Annotated in this window: 16 protein-coding genes; 8 read left to right on the top strand and 8 right to left on the bottom strand. The window is 61.5% G+C overall.

What is annotated here, in order from left to right; genetic code table 11:
- Nucleotides 1–16 precede the first annotated feature (16 nt).
- A complete protein-coding gene (locus tag R3O64_RS00520) occupies nt 17–922 on the top strand; it encodes a glycosyltransferase family 2 protein (protein WP_339017110.1) in 906 nt (301 codons plus the stop codon).
- On the opposite strand, the gene R3O64_RS00515 is transcribed toward R3O64_RS00520, so the two are convergent.
- From R3O64_RS00515 to R3O64_RS00500, 4 genes are read right to left on the bottom strand one after another with little or no spacing between them, the layout of a single operon-like run.
- Nucleotides 919–1,374 (bottom strand): GtrA family protein, encoded by a 456-nt coding sequence (locus R3O64_RS00515; protein WP_239248773.1) that lies wholly within the window; start codon nt 1,372–1,374, stop codon nt 919–921. The two genes, R3O64_RS00520 and R3O64_RS00515, sit on opposite strands and share 4 nt — an antisense overlap.
- 2 nt (nt 1,375–1,376) lie before the next feature.
- Complete coding sequence (locus R3O64_RS00510; RefSeq protein WP_070520260.1) at nt 1,377–1,766, bottom strand: GtrA family protein; 390 nt, start codon at nt 1,764–1,766, stop codon at nt 1,377–1,379.
- Nucleotides 1,767–1,798: 32 nt separating this feature from the next.
- Nucleotides 1,799–2,665, bottom strand: a complete 867-nt coding sequence (locus R3O64_RS00505) for a hypothetical protein (protein WP_070533529.1) — start codon at nt 2,663–2,665, stop codon at nt 1,799–1,801.
- Between the two features lie 20 nt (nt 2,666–2,685).
- On the bottom strand, nt 2,686–3,108 hold the full coding sequence (locus R3O64_RS00500; RefSeq protein ID WP_101736500.1) for a hypothetical protein: 423 nt from the start codon (nt 3,106–3,108) through the stop codon (nt 2,686–2,688).
- Between the two features lie 36 nt (nt 3,109–3,144).
- Here R3O64_RS00500 and R3O64_RS00495 point away from each other — a divergent pair, with 36 nt between their 5' ends.
- From R3O64_RS00495 to R3O64_RS00475, 5 genes are all read left to right on the top strand, one after another.
- Nucleotides 3,145–3,423, top strand: a complete 279-nt coding sequence (locus tag R3O64_RS00495) for a hypothetical protein (protein ID WP_101736501.1) — start codon at nt 3,145–3,147, stop codon at nt 3,421–3,423.
- Between the two features lie 148 nt (nt 3,424–3,571).
- Nucleotides 3,572–4,987, top strand: a complete 1,416-nt coding sequence (locus R3O64_RS00490) for an FAD-binding oxidoreductase (protein WP_339017109.1) — start codon at nt 3,572–3,574, stop codon at nt 4,985–4,987.
- A 14-nt stretch (nt 4,988–5,001) separates the two neighbouring features.
- Nucleotides 5,002–5,760, top strand: a complete 759-nt coding sequence (locus R3O64_RS00485) for a decaprenylphospho-beta-D-erythro-pentofuranosid-2-ulose 2-reductase (RefSeq protein ID WP_070520274.1) — start codon at nt 5,002–5,004, stop codon at nt 5,758–5,760.
- A 38-nt stretch (nt 5,761–5,798) separates the two neighbouring features.
- A complete protein-coding gene (locus tag R3O64_RS00480) occupies nt 5,799–7,751 on the top strand; it encodes a galactan 5-O-arabinofuranosyltransferase (protein WP_339017108.1) in 1,953 nt (650 codons plus the stop codon).
- A gap of 31 nt (nt 7,752–7,782) precedes the next feature.
- The gene (locus R3O64_RS00475; protein WP_339017107.1) at nt 7,783–11,124 is read left to right on the top strand and encodes an arabinosyltransferase domain-containing protein; all 3,342 of its coding nucleotides are present in this window, start codon (nt 7,783–7,785) and stop codon (nt 11,122–11,124) included.
- A 3-nt stretch (nt 11,125–11,127) separates the two neighbouring features.
- Here the strand turns inward: R3O64_RS00475 and R3O64_RS00470 are convergent, their stop codons facing one another.
- A complete protein-coding gene (locus R3O64_RS00470; protein WP_339017106.1) occupies nt 11,128–11,958 on the bottom strand; it encodes an alpha/beta hydrolase in 831 nt (276 codons plus the stop codon).
- 14 nt (nt 11,959–11,972) lie between these two features.
- A complete protein-coding gene (locus R3O64_RS00465) occupies nt 11,973–13,889 on the bottom strand; it encodes a M13 family metallopeptidase (protein WP_339017105.1) in 1,917 nt (638 codons plus the stop codon).
- A gap of 42 nt (nt 13,890–13,931) precedes the next feature.
- Between R3O64_RS00465 and R3O64_RS00460 the strand changes: the two genes are divergently transcribed.
- Nucleotides 13,932–14,423, top strand: a complete 492-nt coding sequence (locus R3O64_RS00460; protein WP_070520291.1) for a hypothetical protein — start codon at nt 13,932–13,934, stop codon at nt 14,421–14,423.
- On the top strand, nt 14,420–15,262 hold the full coding sequence (locus tag R3O64_RS00455; protein ID WP_339017104.1) for a PrsW family intramembrane metalloprotease: 843 nt from the start codon (nt 14,420–14,422) through the stop codon (nt 15,260–15,262). Before R3O64_RS00460 ends, R3O64_RS00455 begins: the two co-directional genes overlap by 4 nt.
- A gap of 1 nt (nt 15,263) precedes the next feature.
- Here the strand turns inward: R3O64_RS00455 and R3O64_RS00450 are convergent, their stop codons facing one another.
- Both R3O64_RS00450 and R3O64_RS00445 read right to left on the bottom strand, forming a co-directional pair.
- On the bottom strand, nt 15,264–15,866 hold the full coding sequence (locus tag R3O64_RS00450; protein WP_101736505.1) for a hypothetical protein: 603 nt from the start codon (nt 15,864–15,866) through the stop codon (nt 15,264–15,266).
- Between the two features lie 101 nt (nt 15,867–15,967).
- Nucleotides 15,968–16,741: a hypothetical protein gene (locus R3O64_RS00445; RefSeq protein ID WP_101736506.1), complete on the bottom strand. Its 774-nt coding sequence runs from the start codon at nt 16,739–16,741 to the stop codon at nt 15,968–15,970.
- Nucleotides 16,742–16,848: the final 107 nt, after the last annotated feature.

Here is a 16,848-nt window from a genome sequence, read left to right as displayed (position 1 = left end):
TGGCACAATAGAACCCATGACTGCCACCCTGTCCCAGGCCGGAACAACGGCCGCTGTGATCGTCACCCACCAGCGCGTGGAGCTGCTGCGCGCCTCCCTTGAGCAGGTGGTGAACCAGACGCACCCGGTGCAGTGGGTGATCGTGGTGGATAACGGTGCGGAAGCAGCAGTGAAGGAGCTCCTCCACGAACTGGCCGGCGAGCGCGGCGTCTACGTGCCTTCCGAAACCAATCTGGGCGGTGCCGGCGGCTTCGCGTTGGGATTCCTGACGGCTCTGGCCCTGGGCGCGGATGCGGTGTGGTGTGCGGATGATGACGGACGGCCCGCCGACCACCAGGTGCTAGAGGAGCTCTACCGTGTTGCGGAAAACCACGCACTCCACGAAGTCTCCCCCGCCGTGTGCAATATCAATGAGCCCGCCAAGCTGGCCTTCCCACTGCGCCAGGGCCTGGTGTGGCGGCGCTACATGAACGAGCTGGAGGGTGACTTCCTCCCCGGCATTGCCTCCCTCTTCAACGGCGCGCTCATCTCCGCAGAAGCCATGGAGATCATCGGTGTTCCGGACTACCGCCTGTTCATCCGCGGCGATGAGGTGGAGTATCACCGCCGCCTGGTCAACTCGGGCCTAAACTTCGGCACCGCGCTGACCACGAGCTACCTGCACCCGGATGGCTCCGATGAGTTCAAGCCCATCCTCGGCGGCAAAATGCACACGCAATACCCGGAGGGCGAGTTCAAGCGCTTCTTCACCTACCGCAACCGCGGCTACCTTCTGTGGCAGCGCGGCATGCGCAAGCTGCTACCGCAAGAATTCGCGCGATTTGGCTGGTTCTTCATCGTGCAGCAGCATGACGTGAAGGGATTCATGGAATGGCTGCGCCTGCACAACCGCGGACGCAAGGAAGACTTCCGCCGGCCCTAAACCTCAAAGGACTTGCGCGTGCTGCGGAAGATCACCCACCGCTGCACAAAGAAGTTGATAAGCGTTGCCGTGCCCTGGGCAATCACGAAAGCGACCGCCAGCGCCCAGGACGAAGGCCAGTCCAGCGTGTGATCAAAGAAGGGGAAAGCCCAGCGATACAGCACAATGTTGATCGCATAGGTCATGGCGTAGGTGGCAAACACGGCAGCAAAGCGGCGCTTCGATGCCCGCGCGTTGAAGGTCCACCGCCGGTTCAATAAATAAGCCACCAAGGTGCCGGCGGCAAAGCCAACGGTCCGCGAGGCCACATCGCCGAACATACCTAAACCAATTTGAAAGAGCCAGGTCAGGGAGACGTCGATAAGCGCGGCAATGGCTCCCGTGATTGCAAACTTCGCGCCCTGCGCCTGCAGGGAATTCGACCGTGAGAGGCGTTCGGCGCGACCAGCCATGGTTACTTTCCTTTGAAGATGAAGGCGCGCTGAATGGCGAAGTTGGTCACCGTGGCAACGCCTTGTGCGATGACGAAGGCGATGGTGTCCTTGACCGCGCCTTCAAAGCCCAAGCTGATCAGCGGGGCGTTGAGCACCCAATACAGGAAATTCTGTACTGCAAAGGTGGACAGGTACAGCAAGCCCACGGCACCGGCGGTGCGGCCGGAAACCTGGGCACCAAAAGTCCACCGGGCATTGGCCACGTAGGCGGCGATGGTGCCGAAGACCCAGCCAATCGCCTTCGCCAGGGAACGATGCAAACCCAAATAAGTAAGGAAGAGGGTCAGGCCATAATCAATCGCCGCGGTGAAAACACCAACGGACACGAAGCGCACGAGTTGGGTCTTCATGCTAGAGGTAGGTTCAGTCACGGCGAAATACTCTACCCGCGGATAAGGGCGCGGTAAATGTCCAGGCGGTCCACGGGCGCGACGGCATCTTCGCCATAGGCGCCGAGGGATGACAAAACCTTAAGCGACGCCGAGCACAGCTCCCGAATCGCCGAACCGCGTAATTCCTCACCGTCATCGTCGACCCAACCCAGCGCCGCCATGGCGGTCTCTACGACGGAATCAGTCAACTCGCGCCCGCCCATGCAGGACAGTGCCAGAGCCATGGACCAGAAAGCATCCTTGCCCTCATTCGTCACCTCGCGCGGCAAGGTGCGCAGCTGGCGGAACGCCTGAGCATCAATGCTTACCTCACGCTTCAGGTCCAGTGCTTGGAGGAGCGGAACGAAGTCGTAGAGACGGGTTCTCTCAATCAGCGCGCGGACGGGACTAATAACAAGATCCAACACCTCATCGATGGTTTCCTGGCCCGTTAGCTCCGCATTCACGGCGGTGAGATCAAAGGGGGTCTGGAAAGAGCCGGAACCGCCCACGCACAGGGCCTCCGGCGTCCCGCTATCGCGCGGGTAGGTCTCCACCACAACGATTTCAAAGTCCCACAGCCCCCAGGCGTAATCAACCTGTTCGCCTTCGCGGCTCAAGAATTCGCGCACGGTGTGGCTCGGATCGATGCGCTGGCCGCGGGCATCTGTGTGCTCAAAGAAGTGCCACGGTGAATCCTCTTGCGGCAGCCCGAAGCAGATTTCAAGAATGTGGTGGAGCTCTTCCAACGTGAGCGCGTCAGAGAAACCGATCTGGCGGTGAACCTCTGCTTCTGCGCGAACATTGGATACCTGGCACAGGAGGGTTTCACCACGATTGGCGCGGACCTGCGCCAAATCTGTGACCTGTGAGCTCATGTGCCCCACCATACGCATTTTTAGTTACGCGCGGTGAGCTCGCGTGCTTCAAGCTCGCTAAGGATGAGGACGATGGCAGCACTAATTCCGCCCCATACCGTCCAGGGTTTTGCCGCCCCACGGCGGCGAATAAACCGGACCACGCTTTGCTCAGTCTTCACGGTGATCCATCCACCAAGCAGCAGAATGGCGAAGGCAACCGGGATGGCCCACACGGGAACGTCGGGGGTCTCCGGCTCCGGGCGGTCCTCGTGGCTCTCTGCATTAGTGATAGCCACGAGCGCGCCGAATCCGAGGAAGGACAGCACGTAGGCGAAAACGAGCGCAGTCTTATTCTTGATCCAGTCAGGGAACGCGGTCATGATGCCCACGGCCGCAGCTTGGGTGATGCGTCCGGCAAGGGTGTCATCCAGCGCATAATTGTCTTGCTTGGGAGAAGTCATACCGCCCCACTTTAGGCGGGCGGTAGGCTACCGTGCATGTACTCCTCCAAAAAAGAGCACCTCACCCCGGCCCAGCGAGCAGCGCAAGATGAGCGCGCCGAGGAAGACAAGCGCCACGGCCACTATCTGGCCACTGAACACACCTCGCTGCCGCTCAATGGTTTCATGACGCGGCTCATCGCCGAGGAACTCCCCATCCTCGACTCAGCTTCGCGCGGGCGCGTCTATGAGATCCTGCGCGCCTACGAAGGCCCGGAGATTACCTCCCAGGAAGAGCTGCCGGAAGAGATCCGCGAGATTATGGATCTGTACTAATTCCGAACTAAAACCACATAACCGGACAGTACAAATGTTCCGTTTACTTGGCTTTTGTACCTAATCTCACGTTTTCACTCACGCCACAGGCACTGTCACCTAGGTAGGGTAGAGAACCGACCCATCACATCGAATCAAAGAGTAAGAGATGGAACTGCATACTACTGAGAAGTCCCTCCACGGTTGGGGCCGCACGGCGGCGACAACCGCCCACGTTTTGTCCACCCCAGACGTCGACGTCATCAAGACTGCCGTCGCCCAGGTGGCTGAGGACAACGCTGATAAGCCCGCCCACCTGCGCCGTGGCGTCATCGCCCGCGGTATGGGCCGTTCCTACGGTGACCCCGCGCAAAACGCCGGTGGCCTCGTCATCGACATGCAACCCCTCAACAAGATCCACTCCATCGATCCGGAGTCGGGCATTGTCGACGTCGACGGTGGCGTCACCCTTGACCAGCTCATGAAGGCCGCTCTGCCCTACGGCCTGTGGGTTCCTGTCCTGCCGGGTACCCGCCAGGTCACCATCGGCGGCGCTATCGGCCCGGACATCCACGGCAAGAACCACCACTCCGCCGGTTCCTTTGGTAACCACGTCACCTCCATGGAGCTGCTCGTCGCCGATGGCCGCGTACTACATCTGAGCCCAGAGGGCTCAGATGAGGATCCAGAAGGAGATCTTTTCTGGGCCACCGTCGGCGGCATGGGCCTGACCGGCATCATCCTGCGCGCGCAGATCAAGATGACCAAGACCGAAACCGCCTACTTCATCGCGGATACCGACCGCACCGATAACCTCGATGAAACCGTGGCCTTCCACTCCGATGGCTCGGAGCACAACTACACGTACTCCTCCGCGTGGTTCGACGTCATCTCCCCGGAGCCGAAGCTGGGCCGCTCCACCATTTCGCGCGGCTCTTTGGCCACCTTGGAGCAGCTCGAGGAGCTCGCCCCGAAGCTGGCGAAGGACCCGCTGAAGTTCAATGCTCCGCAGCTGATGACGGTTCCGGATATCTTCCCGAACTTCACCATGAACAAGCTCTCCCTCATGGCTATCGGTGAGGCCTACTACCTCATGGGCGCCCCGGCGCGTAACCAGGTCAAGAACCTCACGCAGTTCTACCAGCCGCTGGATCTCATCGGCGAGTGGAACCGTGGCTACGGTTCCAACGGCTTCCTGCAGTACCAGTTCGTGGTGCCGACCGACGCCGTCGAGCCCTTCAAGGAGATCATTCTGGACATGCAGCGCTCCGGCCACTACTCCGCGCTCAACGTGTTCAAGCTCTTCGGCCCCGGAAACAAGGCCCCGCTGTCCTACCCGATGCCAGGCTGGAATGTCTGCGTGGACTTCCCCATCAAGCCGGGCCTGGGCGCCTTCCTCGACGATCTGGATAAGCGCGTCATGGAATTCGGCGGCCGCCTCTACCTGGCCAAGGAGTCCCGCACCTCGGCGGAGAACTTCCACAAGATGTACCCGGGCCTCGAGGGCTGGCTCAAGACCCGCAACGACATCGACCCGACCGGCGTCTTCGCCTCCGATATGTCCCGCCGCCTCGAGCTGCACTAGAAAGGAATCACCTCATGCTGAATGCAGTAGGCCAAGCACAACACATCCTCCTTCTCGGCGGCACCTCCGAAATCGGCCTGGGCATCGTCGAAGAATTCCTCGAGCGCGGCCCGGCCAAGGTCACCCTCGCGGCACGCGCCGACTCCCCGCGCATCGCGGATGCCCGCGCGACCATCGAGTCCCGCGGCGGCGACGTCGAGGTCATCGACTTTGACGCGACTGACTTCGAGGGCCACGGGGACGTCGTCAAGCGCGCCTTTGAGCGCGGCGATGTCGACGTCGCCATCATCGCCTTCGGCACCCTCGGTGACCAGGAAGAACTGTGGCAGGACCAGGCCAAGGCCGTCGCCTCCGCCCAGACCAACTACACCGCACCGGTCTCCCTTGGCGTCTTGCTCGGCCAGAAGTTCAAGGAGCAGGGCCACGGCACCATCGTGGCGATTTCCTCCGTCGCCGGCATGCGCGTGCGCCGCTCCAACTTTGTCTACGGCGCCTCCAAGGCCGGCGTGGACGGCTTCTTCATCAACCTCGGTGAGGCCCTGCGCGGCTCCGGCGCCAACGTGCTCGTGGTTCGCCCGGGCCAGGTCCGCACCAAGATGTCGGCGGAAGCCGGCGAAGCGCCACTGACCGTCAACGTCTCCGACGTGGCCAAGGCCACCGTCAAGGCGGTCCTGGACGGCAAGCAGTCCATCTTCGTGCACCCGCTGTTTGAGTACGTGTCCTTGGGATTCAAGTTCATCCCGCAGGCGATCTTCCGGAAGCTGCCTTTCTAAAGTTCCGCTATGTCCACGGCGTGTGGGAAACTACTTACATGACTGAGTCTCCCACCATGTCGTCTCCCGCCGTGTCCCCCACCATGGAATATGACGTCGACCGCCTATCGCGTCGCGCCACCCTCGTGGGTATCGCCGCCGCCGCTCTAGGTGGCGGCCTTGTCACGCTTCTTGGCTTCTTTGCCTTTAAGACGGTCTCCCTCCCGGCGTTCAGTACGTCGATGGTGACCCGTGCGCTGAGCACCGCGGGAACTGCGCTCACCGTTCTCCTGGTGGGCGCTCTGTGCGTGTGGTGGGTTATTGGTGCCTCGCCGCGGCCCCGCTGGCGGACGTGGCTCACCACCGCCCTGTGCTATATTTCTCCGGCGCTTCTTACGCTGACCAGCATTGGCCTGCCACTGTCGGCCTCCCGTCTCTGGCTCGACGGCGTCCAGGTCGATCAGGTGTTCCGCACCCAGTTCCTCACCCGCGTCACGGAAGCCAGCTCCTATGCGGACATGAACTACGAAGGCCTGCCCACCTTCTACCCGTTGGGCTGGTTCTGGTTGGGCGGCCGGCTGGCCAACATCCTCAACATGCCCGGCTGGGAGGTCTACCAACCCTGGAGCCTCATCTCCCTGGCTGTGGCCGGGTGCATCCTGGTTCCGCTGTGGCAGCGGCTTGCCGGTTCCCTACCTGTGGCCACCGCCATTGCCTTGACCACCACAGCGGTGACCCTGACCATCGGCGCTGAAGAACCGTATTCCGCGGTCATCGCAATGGGCGTACCAGCGGTAGCTGTCCTGTGTTCACACGCCTTCTACGGCTCCTCGTGGTTCTCCGCCGCCGCAATCGCCATCTACCTCGGAATCTCCGCCTGCTTCTACACGCTGTACACGGGAGCCGTGGCGCTTACCATCGTCAGCCTCATTGCACTCGTCACGTGCGTGGGCGAGCGTACGTGGACTCCCCTCGTGCGCCTCGCCGCCATCGCGGCCGGATCCCTGGCCATCGCCGCGATTGCTTGGGCACCGTATCTGCACGCCGTCCTGCACGCCACCGCCCCGCTAGAATCCACCGCGCAGCACTACCTGCCGGAGGAGGGCACCCAAATCCCGGCGCCCTTCCTCTCTTTGTCCGTCATCGGCGCCCTCAGCCTTATTGGCCTGATCTACCTCATCTTGCGCGTCGATGAGCCCGAAATCCGAGCTATGGGCACCGCGCTCGTCGGTACCTACCTGTGGACTTTAGCTTCCATGGTCATGACTCTTGCCGGCAGCACGCTGCTGGGCTTCCGCCTGGAGCTGATGGTCGCGGTGCTCTTCGCCACGGCGGGCATTCTCGCGCTGGCCGACGTCCGCCTCATGGGCCTGCCCACCCTCTACCCGGCGGGCATTACTGAGACCACCAGCAAGCGCGTGACCCTGGTCTTTGCCATCATCATGGGGCTGGGCGGTATTTACTATGCGCAGCAGATCCCCGCGACGAACGTGACCGCCTTGGATCACGCTTATACCGATACCGACGGCTACGGGGAGCGCGCGGACCGCTACACCAGCGATTCTTCCGCTAATTACGGAAAGATCCGTGAGTTCATCGACGCCCAGGGCTACGCGGCCGACGACACCGTCGTCCTCACGGACGAAAAGCTCTTCATGGCCTATAACCCCTACTACGGGTTTAACGCCTTCACCAGCAACTATGCCAACCCGTTGGGAGAGTTCAGCACCCGTAACCTGCAGATTGAAGAGTGGGCTTCCAATTCCTGGGACCAGACTCCGAAGGAATTCTCGCATTCCCTCGAGTCTTCACCGTGGCGCGGCCCAGACGTGCTCATCTTCCGCGGTGATATCGAAGAACCCGGGGATGGCTACAAGACGCACTTGGCAGAAGACATTTACCCCAATCAGCCCAACGTGCGCTACCGCGCGGTGTTCTTCAACCCGGAGGTCTTTGAAGAAGGCTGGACCACTAAACAAATTGGCCCCTTCGTCGTCGCGGCCAGATCTTAATAAGCCATGGCGGTGACGTAGACTGATCGCCGTGTCAGATCGGAATACCTCTTCACTGCGAGCACCGCAGTCTCTGCGGCTCACCGCCATCATCGCTGGATTCATCGGTTTCCTGTGCTTTGTGGCCACGCCGCTGCTGCCGGTGAACCAAACCCAATCTTCCTTCGATTGGCCCCAGCAGGAGTCCCTGCAGTCCATCAACGCCCCGCTCATCTCGGTGGCGCCGGAGGAGATCGATGCAGAGATCCCTCTGAAGGCCGTCGATAAGCTGCGCGATGGCCAGGACCTGCTTTACGGCACCGTGCCCCCAGAGTCCAAGAAGGCCTCCAACCGCGGCATGTTTGTCCGCGCCGGCGAGGATGGTCTCTCGGTGACCAGCCTCGATGAGGTCATTTTCTCTCTCACGGCCGAGCAGGTGGCGAAGCTGCCTGAGGACTCCACGCTCCGCATCCAATCCACCGGTGACGGCACCACCGTCTCCTTGGGCAAGCACAAAGAGACCTCCGAGGAGGATCTCCGCCCTCAGGTCACCGGCGTCTACACCGAAATCGACGACACTCCGGAGAACCTCGCCGAGCTTGGCGACGACCTCCGCATCCACGTGGAGATCAACTCCCGCTTCACCTCCTCCCCGACACCGCTCAAGCTCATCGCCATGTGGCTGGGCCTGGCCATGGTGGTCATCAGCCTGGTCTGCCTGTGGCGAATCGACCGCCTCGATGGCAAACGCCTCGGCTTCATGCCCGAAACCTGGAAGCAGATCCGCCCGCTCGATGGCGTCGTGGCGGCTGTTCTCGGCTGGTGGTACATCTTCGGTGCTAATACCTCCGACGATGGCTTCATCCTCACCATGGGACGCGTTTCCGATCACGCGACCTATATGGCGAACTACTACCGCTGGTACGGCGTCCCCGAGGCCCCGTTCGGCGCGCCGTACTACGACCTCGTGGCATGGCTGGCGCAATTCTCCAGCGCGTCTATCATCGTGCGCCTGCCTGCGCTTATCTCAGCGCTCATCATCTGGTTTATCTTGTCGCGCGAGATGCTTCCGCGCTTCGGCGCTCGCGTCAACGAGCGCCGCCTGGCGCACTGGACCGCCGCGTTCATGTTCCTGGCTTTCTGGCTGCCCTATAACAACGGCATCCGCCCCGAGCCCATCGTGGCCCTCGGCGTCATGCTGACGTGGGCCTCTTTCGAGCGCGCCATCTCCACCCAGCGCCTCCTTCCGGCGGCGGTGGGCACCATCATCGCCACCATCACCCTGGCCGCTGGCCCCACCGGCCTCACCGCGGTGGGCATCTTCCTGGTCTGCCTGCCCGCCCTGTTCCGCATCATGGGCAAGCGCGCTCCCCAGATCGGCTGGACAGCTCTCATCGCCCCGTTCCTTGCCTGCGGCACCGCTGTCATGGTCGCTGCCTTCGGGGACCAAACGCTGGCGTCGGTCCTCGAATCCACTCGCGTGCGTTCCACGGTCGGCCCGTCCCTGCCGTGGTACTCGGAGTTCGTGCGCTACTCCACGCTCTTCGAGCCCTCCGTGGACGGCTCCCTGACGCGCCGTTTTGCCATGTTCACCATGCTCTTCTGCTTGGCGCTCATCATCTATGCCTTCATCAAGGACCACCGCGTCGTTGGTGCGGAGGCAGATCCCACCAAGCGCCTGCTGGCCATCATGGCGCTCTCGGCCTTCTTCCTCATGTTCACGCCGACGAAGTGGACGCACCACTTCGGCATTTACGCCGGTGTCGCCGGTGTCATCGCCGCGCTCGGCTCGGTGGTCCTTTCCCAGATTGCCATGCGCTCCCCGCGTGCCCGGACCTTCTCCATCGCCGCGGTGATCTTCCTCCTGGCCATCTCCCTGGGCGGCTGGAACGCCTGGTGGTACGTGTCCTCCTTCGGCATCCCGTGGTGGGACCGCACCGTGCAGTTCAAGGGCATCGAGGCCAACACCGTGGTGCTGGCCATCGCCATGGTGGTCCTGGCGATTGGCCTCTACCAGTCCCTGGTTCACAGCTATCGCAAGAACAAGGCCGAAGCCGCCGGCACCCTCGAGGAATTCGAGGCCGCCAATGCCGCCAAGGTCTCGCGCTGGGCGGGTGTCATGTCCGCACCGATTGCGGCGGCCTGCATTATCATCGTGGCCTTCTCGTGTGCCTCCTTTGCCAAGGGCTACGTGGCCCAGGCGGATTCCTACTCCGTGGGCAAGGGCAACCTGGCTTCCCTGCGCGGCGATACCTGCTCGCTGGCGGATTCCACCATGGTGGAGACCAACACCAATGAATCCTTCCTCACGCCAGTCGAGGGCGAATTCCAGGACTCGCTCGTTGACAAGAAGGAGGACAACTTCGGTTTCGGCCCCAATATGATCAAGGAAGATATTGAGCCGGAGAACCTCAACTCGGCGTCGGTAGGCGCTATTGCCAACACCACCAGTGATGACTCCGCTGCGTCTAACGAGCAAACCGAGACCGAAACTGAAGAAAAAGCAACCGAAGTCACCGACTCCTCCGCCGGCGGCGTGCGCGGAACCCTGGGTGTCAACGGCTCCGAGATGCACCTGCCGTTCAACCTGGATTACCGGAAGGTCCCGGTCATGGGCTCCTACGATGAATCGCAGCGCTCGACCGCCACCATCACCACCCAGTGGTATAACTTGCCGGAACCTGGCGAAAACACCCCCGTCCTCTCGGTCGCTGCCGCCGGCAAGATTTACCACCACGACGTCAACGGAGTGGAGCAGGAGGGCACCGAGCTCACCTTGGAGTACGGAACGCTCAAGGATGGCAAGGTCACCAACAAGGGTGAGGCCGAGCTTTCCGACGTCGGCGCGACCCCCAAATGGCGCAACCTCCGCATTGCTCTAGACGAGCTCCCAGAGGAGGCCAACGTTGTGCGCCTCGTCGCGGTCGATGATTCCACCGATGAAGACGATTGGATGGCGTTTACCCCGCCGCGCGTCCCGGAGCTTGCCACCATCAACTCCCAGTTCGATTCCTCTACCCCGGCACTCCTCGACTGGTCCGTCGCCCTGCAGTTCCCCTGCCAGCGCACCTTCGACCACTACGCCGGCGTGACCGAGATCCCGCAGTTCCGCATTCTTCCTGACGCCGCCGCACAAACCTCCCTCACGGACTTCCAGTCCTTCTCCGGTGGTGGTGCGCTGGCAACCGCGGAGGCAGTGAACTACTCCTATGAGATCCCGAGCTACCTCAACAACGATTGGGCGCGCGACTGGGGCTCCATTGAAAAGTATGAGCTGCGCACCAACTCCCGCGGCGAGGCCCCGCTCGAGGCAGATATCGACCAAGAAATTATCCAGCGCTCCGGCCTGTGGAAGAACTCCGAGATGAAGATTCGCCCGGAGGGCGAACAGTAGGGATTAGAGAAACTCGGCCGAATCTTTAACCCGCTGACGCGCCACGGCCGGGGTCGAAATACGGTGCATGGACACGTACTCCGCGGTCTGTGCACCGGGGATCTCCACGCGCTCAGCAATCTCGTCCTGCGCCGCGGTCTGGACCAAGATGTCAGAATACAGCCCCGGCAGCTTCTCAACATCGAGGACGTAGTCGCCGCGGATCTCCTCCGGCAGCTTGGCCAGCGCGCCGAAGTCGGGGAAGGTGAGGAGGAGGGCGTCGGCAGGCACCAGCGCTGCGAGCGCCCCACCGGAGGAATATCCCCACACCGTCACGCGCTCGGCACCATGCTCGCGGGCATAATCGACGGCCGCCTGAACCGACTGAACCATCTCCGCCACGGTGTGCTCCGGCGCCAACGGATAATCGACATCAACGATCGTCGTGCCCGACAACTGCGCTGCGGCAGCAACTTCGGGCCGCCATTGCATTTCTAGCGCCTTGCCGTCACCGCGCCACCAGCCGCCGGAGTGCAGCGACACCGCCCAGCGACCAGACTCTTCTGACGGCCTAAAAATCGCTCCAACCTCAGCGTCTTCAACGCTCACGCCTTCCGTAAAAACGGTGCCGGGCAGCGAGTGATCCACCGCGGATCCCAGCACCATCATGGAGGCCTGCACGATACGGTCCGGCAGCAGCGCGCAATAGCGGTCCGCCTCCGGCGAACCTCCACCGGCCCACGGCGGGCGGAAATCCGGCAGCGGGTAGTGCACCTCCATGTAGGAGGAGAGCTGCTCGAGCTGTTGTTCTGGACTTAGCTGGCGATCCTGGCCGCCGATATTCCACTCACTCATGGCCCCCAAGGGTACTACCAGATGGTGACGCGCTCCTCTGGGACCAGTCCACCCTCGACATCAAAAGCCTCGTAGAATTCGTCGATGTTCTCGGCGATGATGTTGCAGCGGAACTCCGCCGGCGAGTGCGGGTCAATGGCCAAGTACTGCGTGGCCATCTCCGGACGAATAGCAGTGCGCCACACGCGCGCCCACGCCAGGAAGAAGCGCTGCAGACCGGTGTACTCGTGCTCTGCCAATTCCGGCTCAGCGCCCTCGGCCTCAAACGGTGCTACCTGGCCGTTGATGTCCAAGCCCTTGTCGGCGCAGTAATTCTTGTAGGCCACCACAGCAATACCCAGTCCACCGAGGTCACCGATGTTCTCACCCAGGGTGAAGCTACCGTTGACACCCGCGGAATCGGTGCCCTCCAGCACCTTCGGCACCTGGCCCTGGAACTGGTCCACCAGCTTCGCGGTCAACTTCTCGAAGGCCGCGCGGTCCTCATCCGTCCACCAGGAGTTGAGGTTGCCCTGGCCGTCATACTGCGAGCCCTGATCATCAAAGCCATGCCCAATCTCGTGGCCAATCACCGCGCCGATGGCACCGAAGTTCTCCGCCGCGTCCGCGTCCGGGTTGTAGAAGGGCGGGCGCAGAATCGCCGCCGGAAAGGTGATGTCATTAACTACTGGGTTGTAGAAGGCATTAACCGTCTGCGGGGTTGCGAACCACTCGTCGCGGTCGGCCGGCTTGCCAATCTTGGCCAGCTCATAATCGTGGCTCCACGCACTGCCTGCGCGCACATTGGCCACCAGGTCCGCACCCTTGGGAGAAAACTCCAGGTCGGAGTAGTCACGCCAGGTGTCCGGATAACCGATCTTGGCCTTGAACTGCGAGAGCTTCTCCAGCGCGCGCTCACGAGTGGCCGGGGTCATCCACTCCAGCTGCGAAATCCTCTCGCGGTATGCGGAGGTAAGGTATTCCACCAGCTCATCCATCTCGGACTTCGAGGACGGCGGGAAGTGCTTGTCCACGAAAACCTTGCCAATCTCCTGACCCACCATGTTCTCTGCCAGGCCCACGGCGCGCTTCCAGCGGTCACGCTGCTCCGTGGCACCGGAAAGCTTGGTTCCGTAGAACTCGAAATTCTTCCTACCGATCTCCTCAGTAAGGTACGGCGCGCGCGACAGCAGAATGTGCCACGTGGCCCACAGCTGCCAATCCGCCATGCGGCCGGCGGTAAACAGACCCTCCAGGTGCTCAAAATACGACGGCATCATGGCCACCGCGCGGTGCTCCGGCAGTCCCCCACCGTTCAGGATGGCGCGGGCGATGCTGGGCAGCTTGGCGACGTCCACCGGGTTATACGTCTTCACCGCATCACGCGAGGCCACCACATCCCAATGCCCTGCAGCAATTTCCTTTTCCAGATTCACGATGCGGGTAGCTGCAACCTCCGCCCCCAAGCCGAAGAGGCGAGCCGGATCCAGGAATCCAAGCATCGCCGCGACGTGTTTCTCGTAGGCCTCAAGCGTCTCCGCATGCGCTTCTTCGCGGTAATAAGCCTCATCTGGAAGGCCCAGGCCGGACTGGATAATGTAGGCCACTGCCTCCTCGGAGCCGGAGTCCTTTTCTACCCAGAAGGTAACCGGGGCGCCGACGCCCTCGCGCTCCAGCACGCCCAGGTTGTGCGCCAGCTCTTCCGGGTCCGCCGCCACCAGCTTGTCCAAATCTTCGGCCAAAGGCGCCGTTCCCGCAGCGTTCACTCCCTCAACGTCCATGTGGGAGGAATACACGATCCCCGGACGGCCTTCGTCTTCCTTAACGATGTCATGGACGAGTTCCTCGGCTTCGTCGCGAAGCGCGTGAAAAGTCCCGTCAACACCGCGGTCATCGGGAATAACGTGGGACTCAATCCAGGGGCCATTAACAAACTGATACAGATCCTTCATGCACTTCACTCTATGTCAGATGTACCCGTTAGTGTGGTGTGCATGACTTCTTATCGTTTCCCGCCAGCGAAGATGACGGGGCCGTTTTTCGCTGTGCTTGGGGTGACCCTCCTCGTGCTCGGCACGCCCGCCGTCCTCAGCTTGGCGCTGCCGGACCACGATCCTGAAACCGAGCCTGTTGTCCTCGACGATCCTGAGTGGCGTCAGCCTATCGACGGCGTCGAATGCAGCGTGAACTACGATTCCGTGGCCAACCAGGCGTGGGATTGCGGCGATACCTTGGTCGAGGCCTACCTCACCTCTGATGTCGACGATGACGAGCTGGCCCTGCGCCGAGCTGTGCGCGCCACGACCTTCGGGTCGATGCCGAAAGAAGAAGTAGAAAACCAAGACGGCATCCTCGTACTGCGAACGTATACATACATCCCGGTCGTTGCCTTTAGCGTGGCCAAGGACGATCTCAACTACGAGCTCGTCTTTTCAGACGGAAACCCAGAAGAAATCGCCGATCAGTTTATGGAGGCCTTCAAGTGAGCAAGATCTTCCGCGTGGCGCTGTGGGTCATCATTGGTATCTGCCTGCCTGCAGCTCTGATCAACCTGTTAGGTGCTTTCCTCGTTGCCCCGCTGCCGGGCCTAATAAGCCTGCTGATCGGCTTTGCTTTCTTGGCGCTGGGGCTGTATCTGTGGCACCTCAGCCCGATGTGGGCGCGACCTGCCAAGGGATGGGCCACAGCCAGCGTGCTGTGGGGAGCCGGCACCGCGGTGTCTTTGGCGCTCCTATCAGCACTTCCGTTCAGCTCCCTCACCAAGGGCGTGGGATGGGAAGAATCCATGATGTCATGGTCCGGAGCTTATCCGGAGGAGTTCGCCAAGGCGCTGGGCGTGGTTTTTGTGTTACTCAGTTTCCGCCAGCTCAACCGCCCTTGGCATGGTTTCATCGTCGGCGCGCTTGTGGGCTGGGGTTTCGAGGTCTTTGAAAACGTCCTCTACGCTTCTCTCGGCGCCGTCATGCACCCGACGTCTGATTGGATTGGCATGCTGCAGATGTGGGGGCTCCGCCTTGTGGCGGGCCCAGGCCTACACATGTCACTGACGGCCATCGCAGGCTTTGGCATCGGCTGGGCCATTTACGCCGCCCACAAAACGTGGTGGTGGCGCCTCGGAGTGGGCGTGGGCGCGCTTTTTGTTTCCTTCTGTCTCCATTTCGCGTGGAACTACATGTGGGATGAAACGTGGCAGATGGTCACGCAGTACATCGTGGTCGCGCTCATCCTCTACCCCATCGTCATCACCCTGGGGCTTCGCGCCCACCGCCTAGCCAAGGCGGACGATACCTACTCGCACTCGCCCGGCTCAGCCAGCCTGCGCTGAATTAGTCAAACTGCCCCTGCAGGACAGCCACGGCGTCAAGCGGAGTTACGTGATAGGAAATGGGGTTCTGGTTTGCGCCGGCCATGAGGGCGTGGGCGCAGGAGTGGCCCGCCCCCATCATGTGGCCGAGCTCGTGAGCGATGGTTCCCTGAAGCGCCTCTGGGTACTGAGCGGTGGCCGCCTTGATGAAGAGCATCCCGTGGTCCGGGTAGGCCGTACCCTGGACGTAACCATTCGGCTCCGGCTTATAGATGATGGCGATGGTGTCATCATCGGCCTCGGACGGCGCTACTTCCTTCAGAGAAGCCTTGCCGTCGAGAGCATCGTTCCACTCAGCTACCGCGGCATCGAGCTGCTCGCGGTAGGGGAAGTTATCCGCCACCTTGTACTTGAGCACGCCGCTCTTGAAGTAGGAAGGAACGGAATCAGCATCGTGCAGAATCGACGGATCCGGAACCGGCTTTCCTTCGTTTGCCAACTTAGTGATGGAGGCGCATGTAGCAGGGGAAATGAGCGAACGAGTTTGGTCGCTCTTCGCCGAAGCTGACGGGGCAACGGTCAAAGCCACAACAGCAATGGCCGCGATGGACAGGGCCTTACGCATAGGGAATTACCTTTCGGGTTAGTAACCGCTTATTTGGTAGCCGAGAATATATTAATTTCTCAGTTTCCGCAAAGGTAAAACTTAGCTAAACCCGTGGACAATCAGCACACGTGCGATGAACTAGGCACAGCGCGCTTCAGCTCCGCACACGCCCTATCGCGCAGGTCCTGAGGGGGCGTCGGCAAGTTCGGCGCTTGCGGCTGTACCTCCACCGCACCGAGCACATCTGCGGTGAGATCCGCGGGAGATCCATAGGTATTTGCCGCCACACTATACCCAGGACCGAAAGAGGCGCTCGCATGCACCTGCCGGTCATCTGACCACCCAAATTTCGTTCCGATAATGCCTGGAATCCGCGCGGTGCCGAAGTCCTGACGATATCCGTCGAATGCCACAGGCGCTGCCGTCGCCATACCTTTCATGAGCGGTGCAGCAACTGGGTCGCCAAATATCACCCCAATAAAGCGAGCGAGATCCTCCGTCGACGTCGTGGTATTGCCCCAGTAACCGTTGTGATGGGTCTCCCCCAAGCGATATTCCCCGATGATGGAAGGTATGGCCTGCGGATACTTCCGCTCCAGATCGCTAGCGGTGCCATCCTCAGAGAAGCGAACCATGTTTTCCACCCGCGCTTTATCCTCCGGCGCGCCATATTTCAGGACCCACATTCCTAGGTACAGCTTCGCGAGGGATAGCGCAGGACGAGACTCGTGGCCATTTCCAGTGGAAACCGAGTTTCCGTCGGCATAGCGCACGGTCATTTGAGTGCGTGGCGGAACCTTCCCAGGATCAAACGTCAGGGCCTGGGCGGATGGCGCAGCGACGGTCGCTAGCGCAAGACCAGCAATAAGGGAGCGGAGTTTAAGCACTTTCATAGATTAACTCAAGCCACAGCTTCAACAGGCTTGATTGGTACATAAGCGCCGCTGCCCAAGGGATTCAGCGCGCACCCTTCCCCACGCTAGGGTTCGAACAGTAATTT

Source organism: Corynebacterium hesseae (assembly GCF_037850265.1).
Lineage (GTDB): Bacteria > Actinomycetota > Actinomycetes > Mycobacteriales > Mycobacteriaceae > Corynebacterium > Corynebacterium hesseae.
The sequence above is the reverse complement of the archived record's forward strand: the minus strand, read 5'-3'. Positions and strand labels throughout refer to the sequence as shown.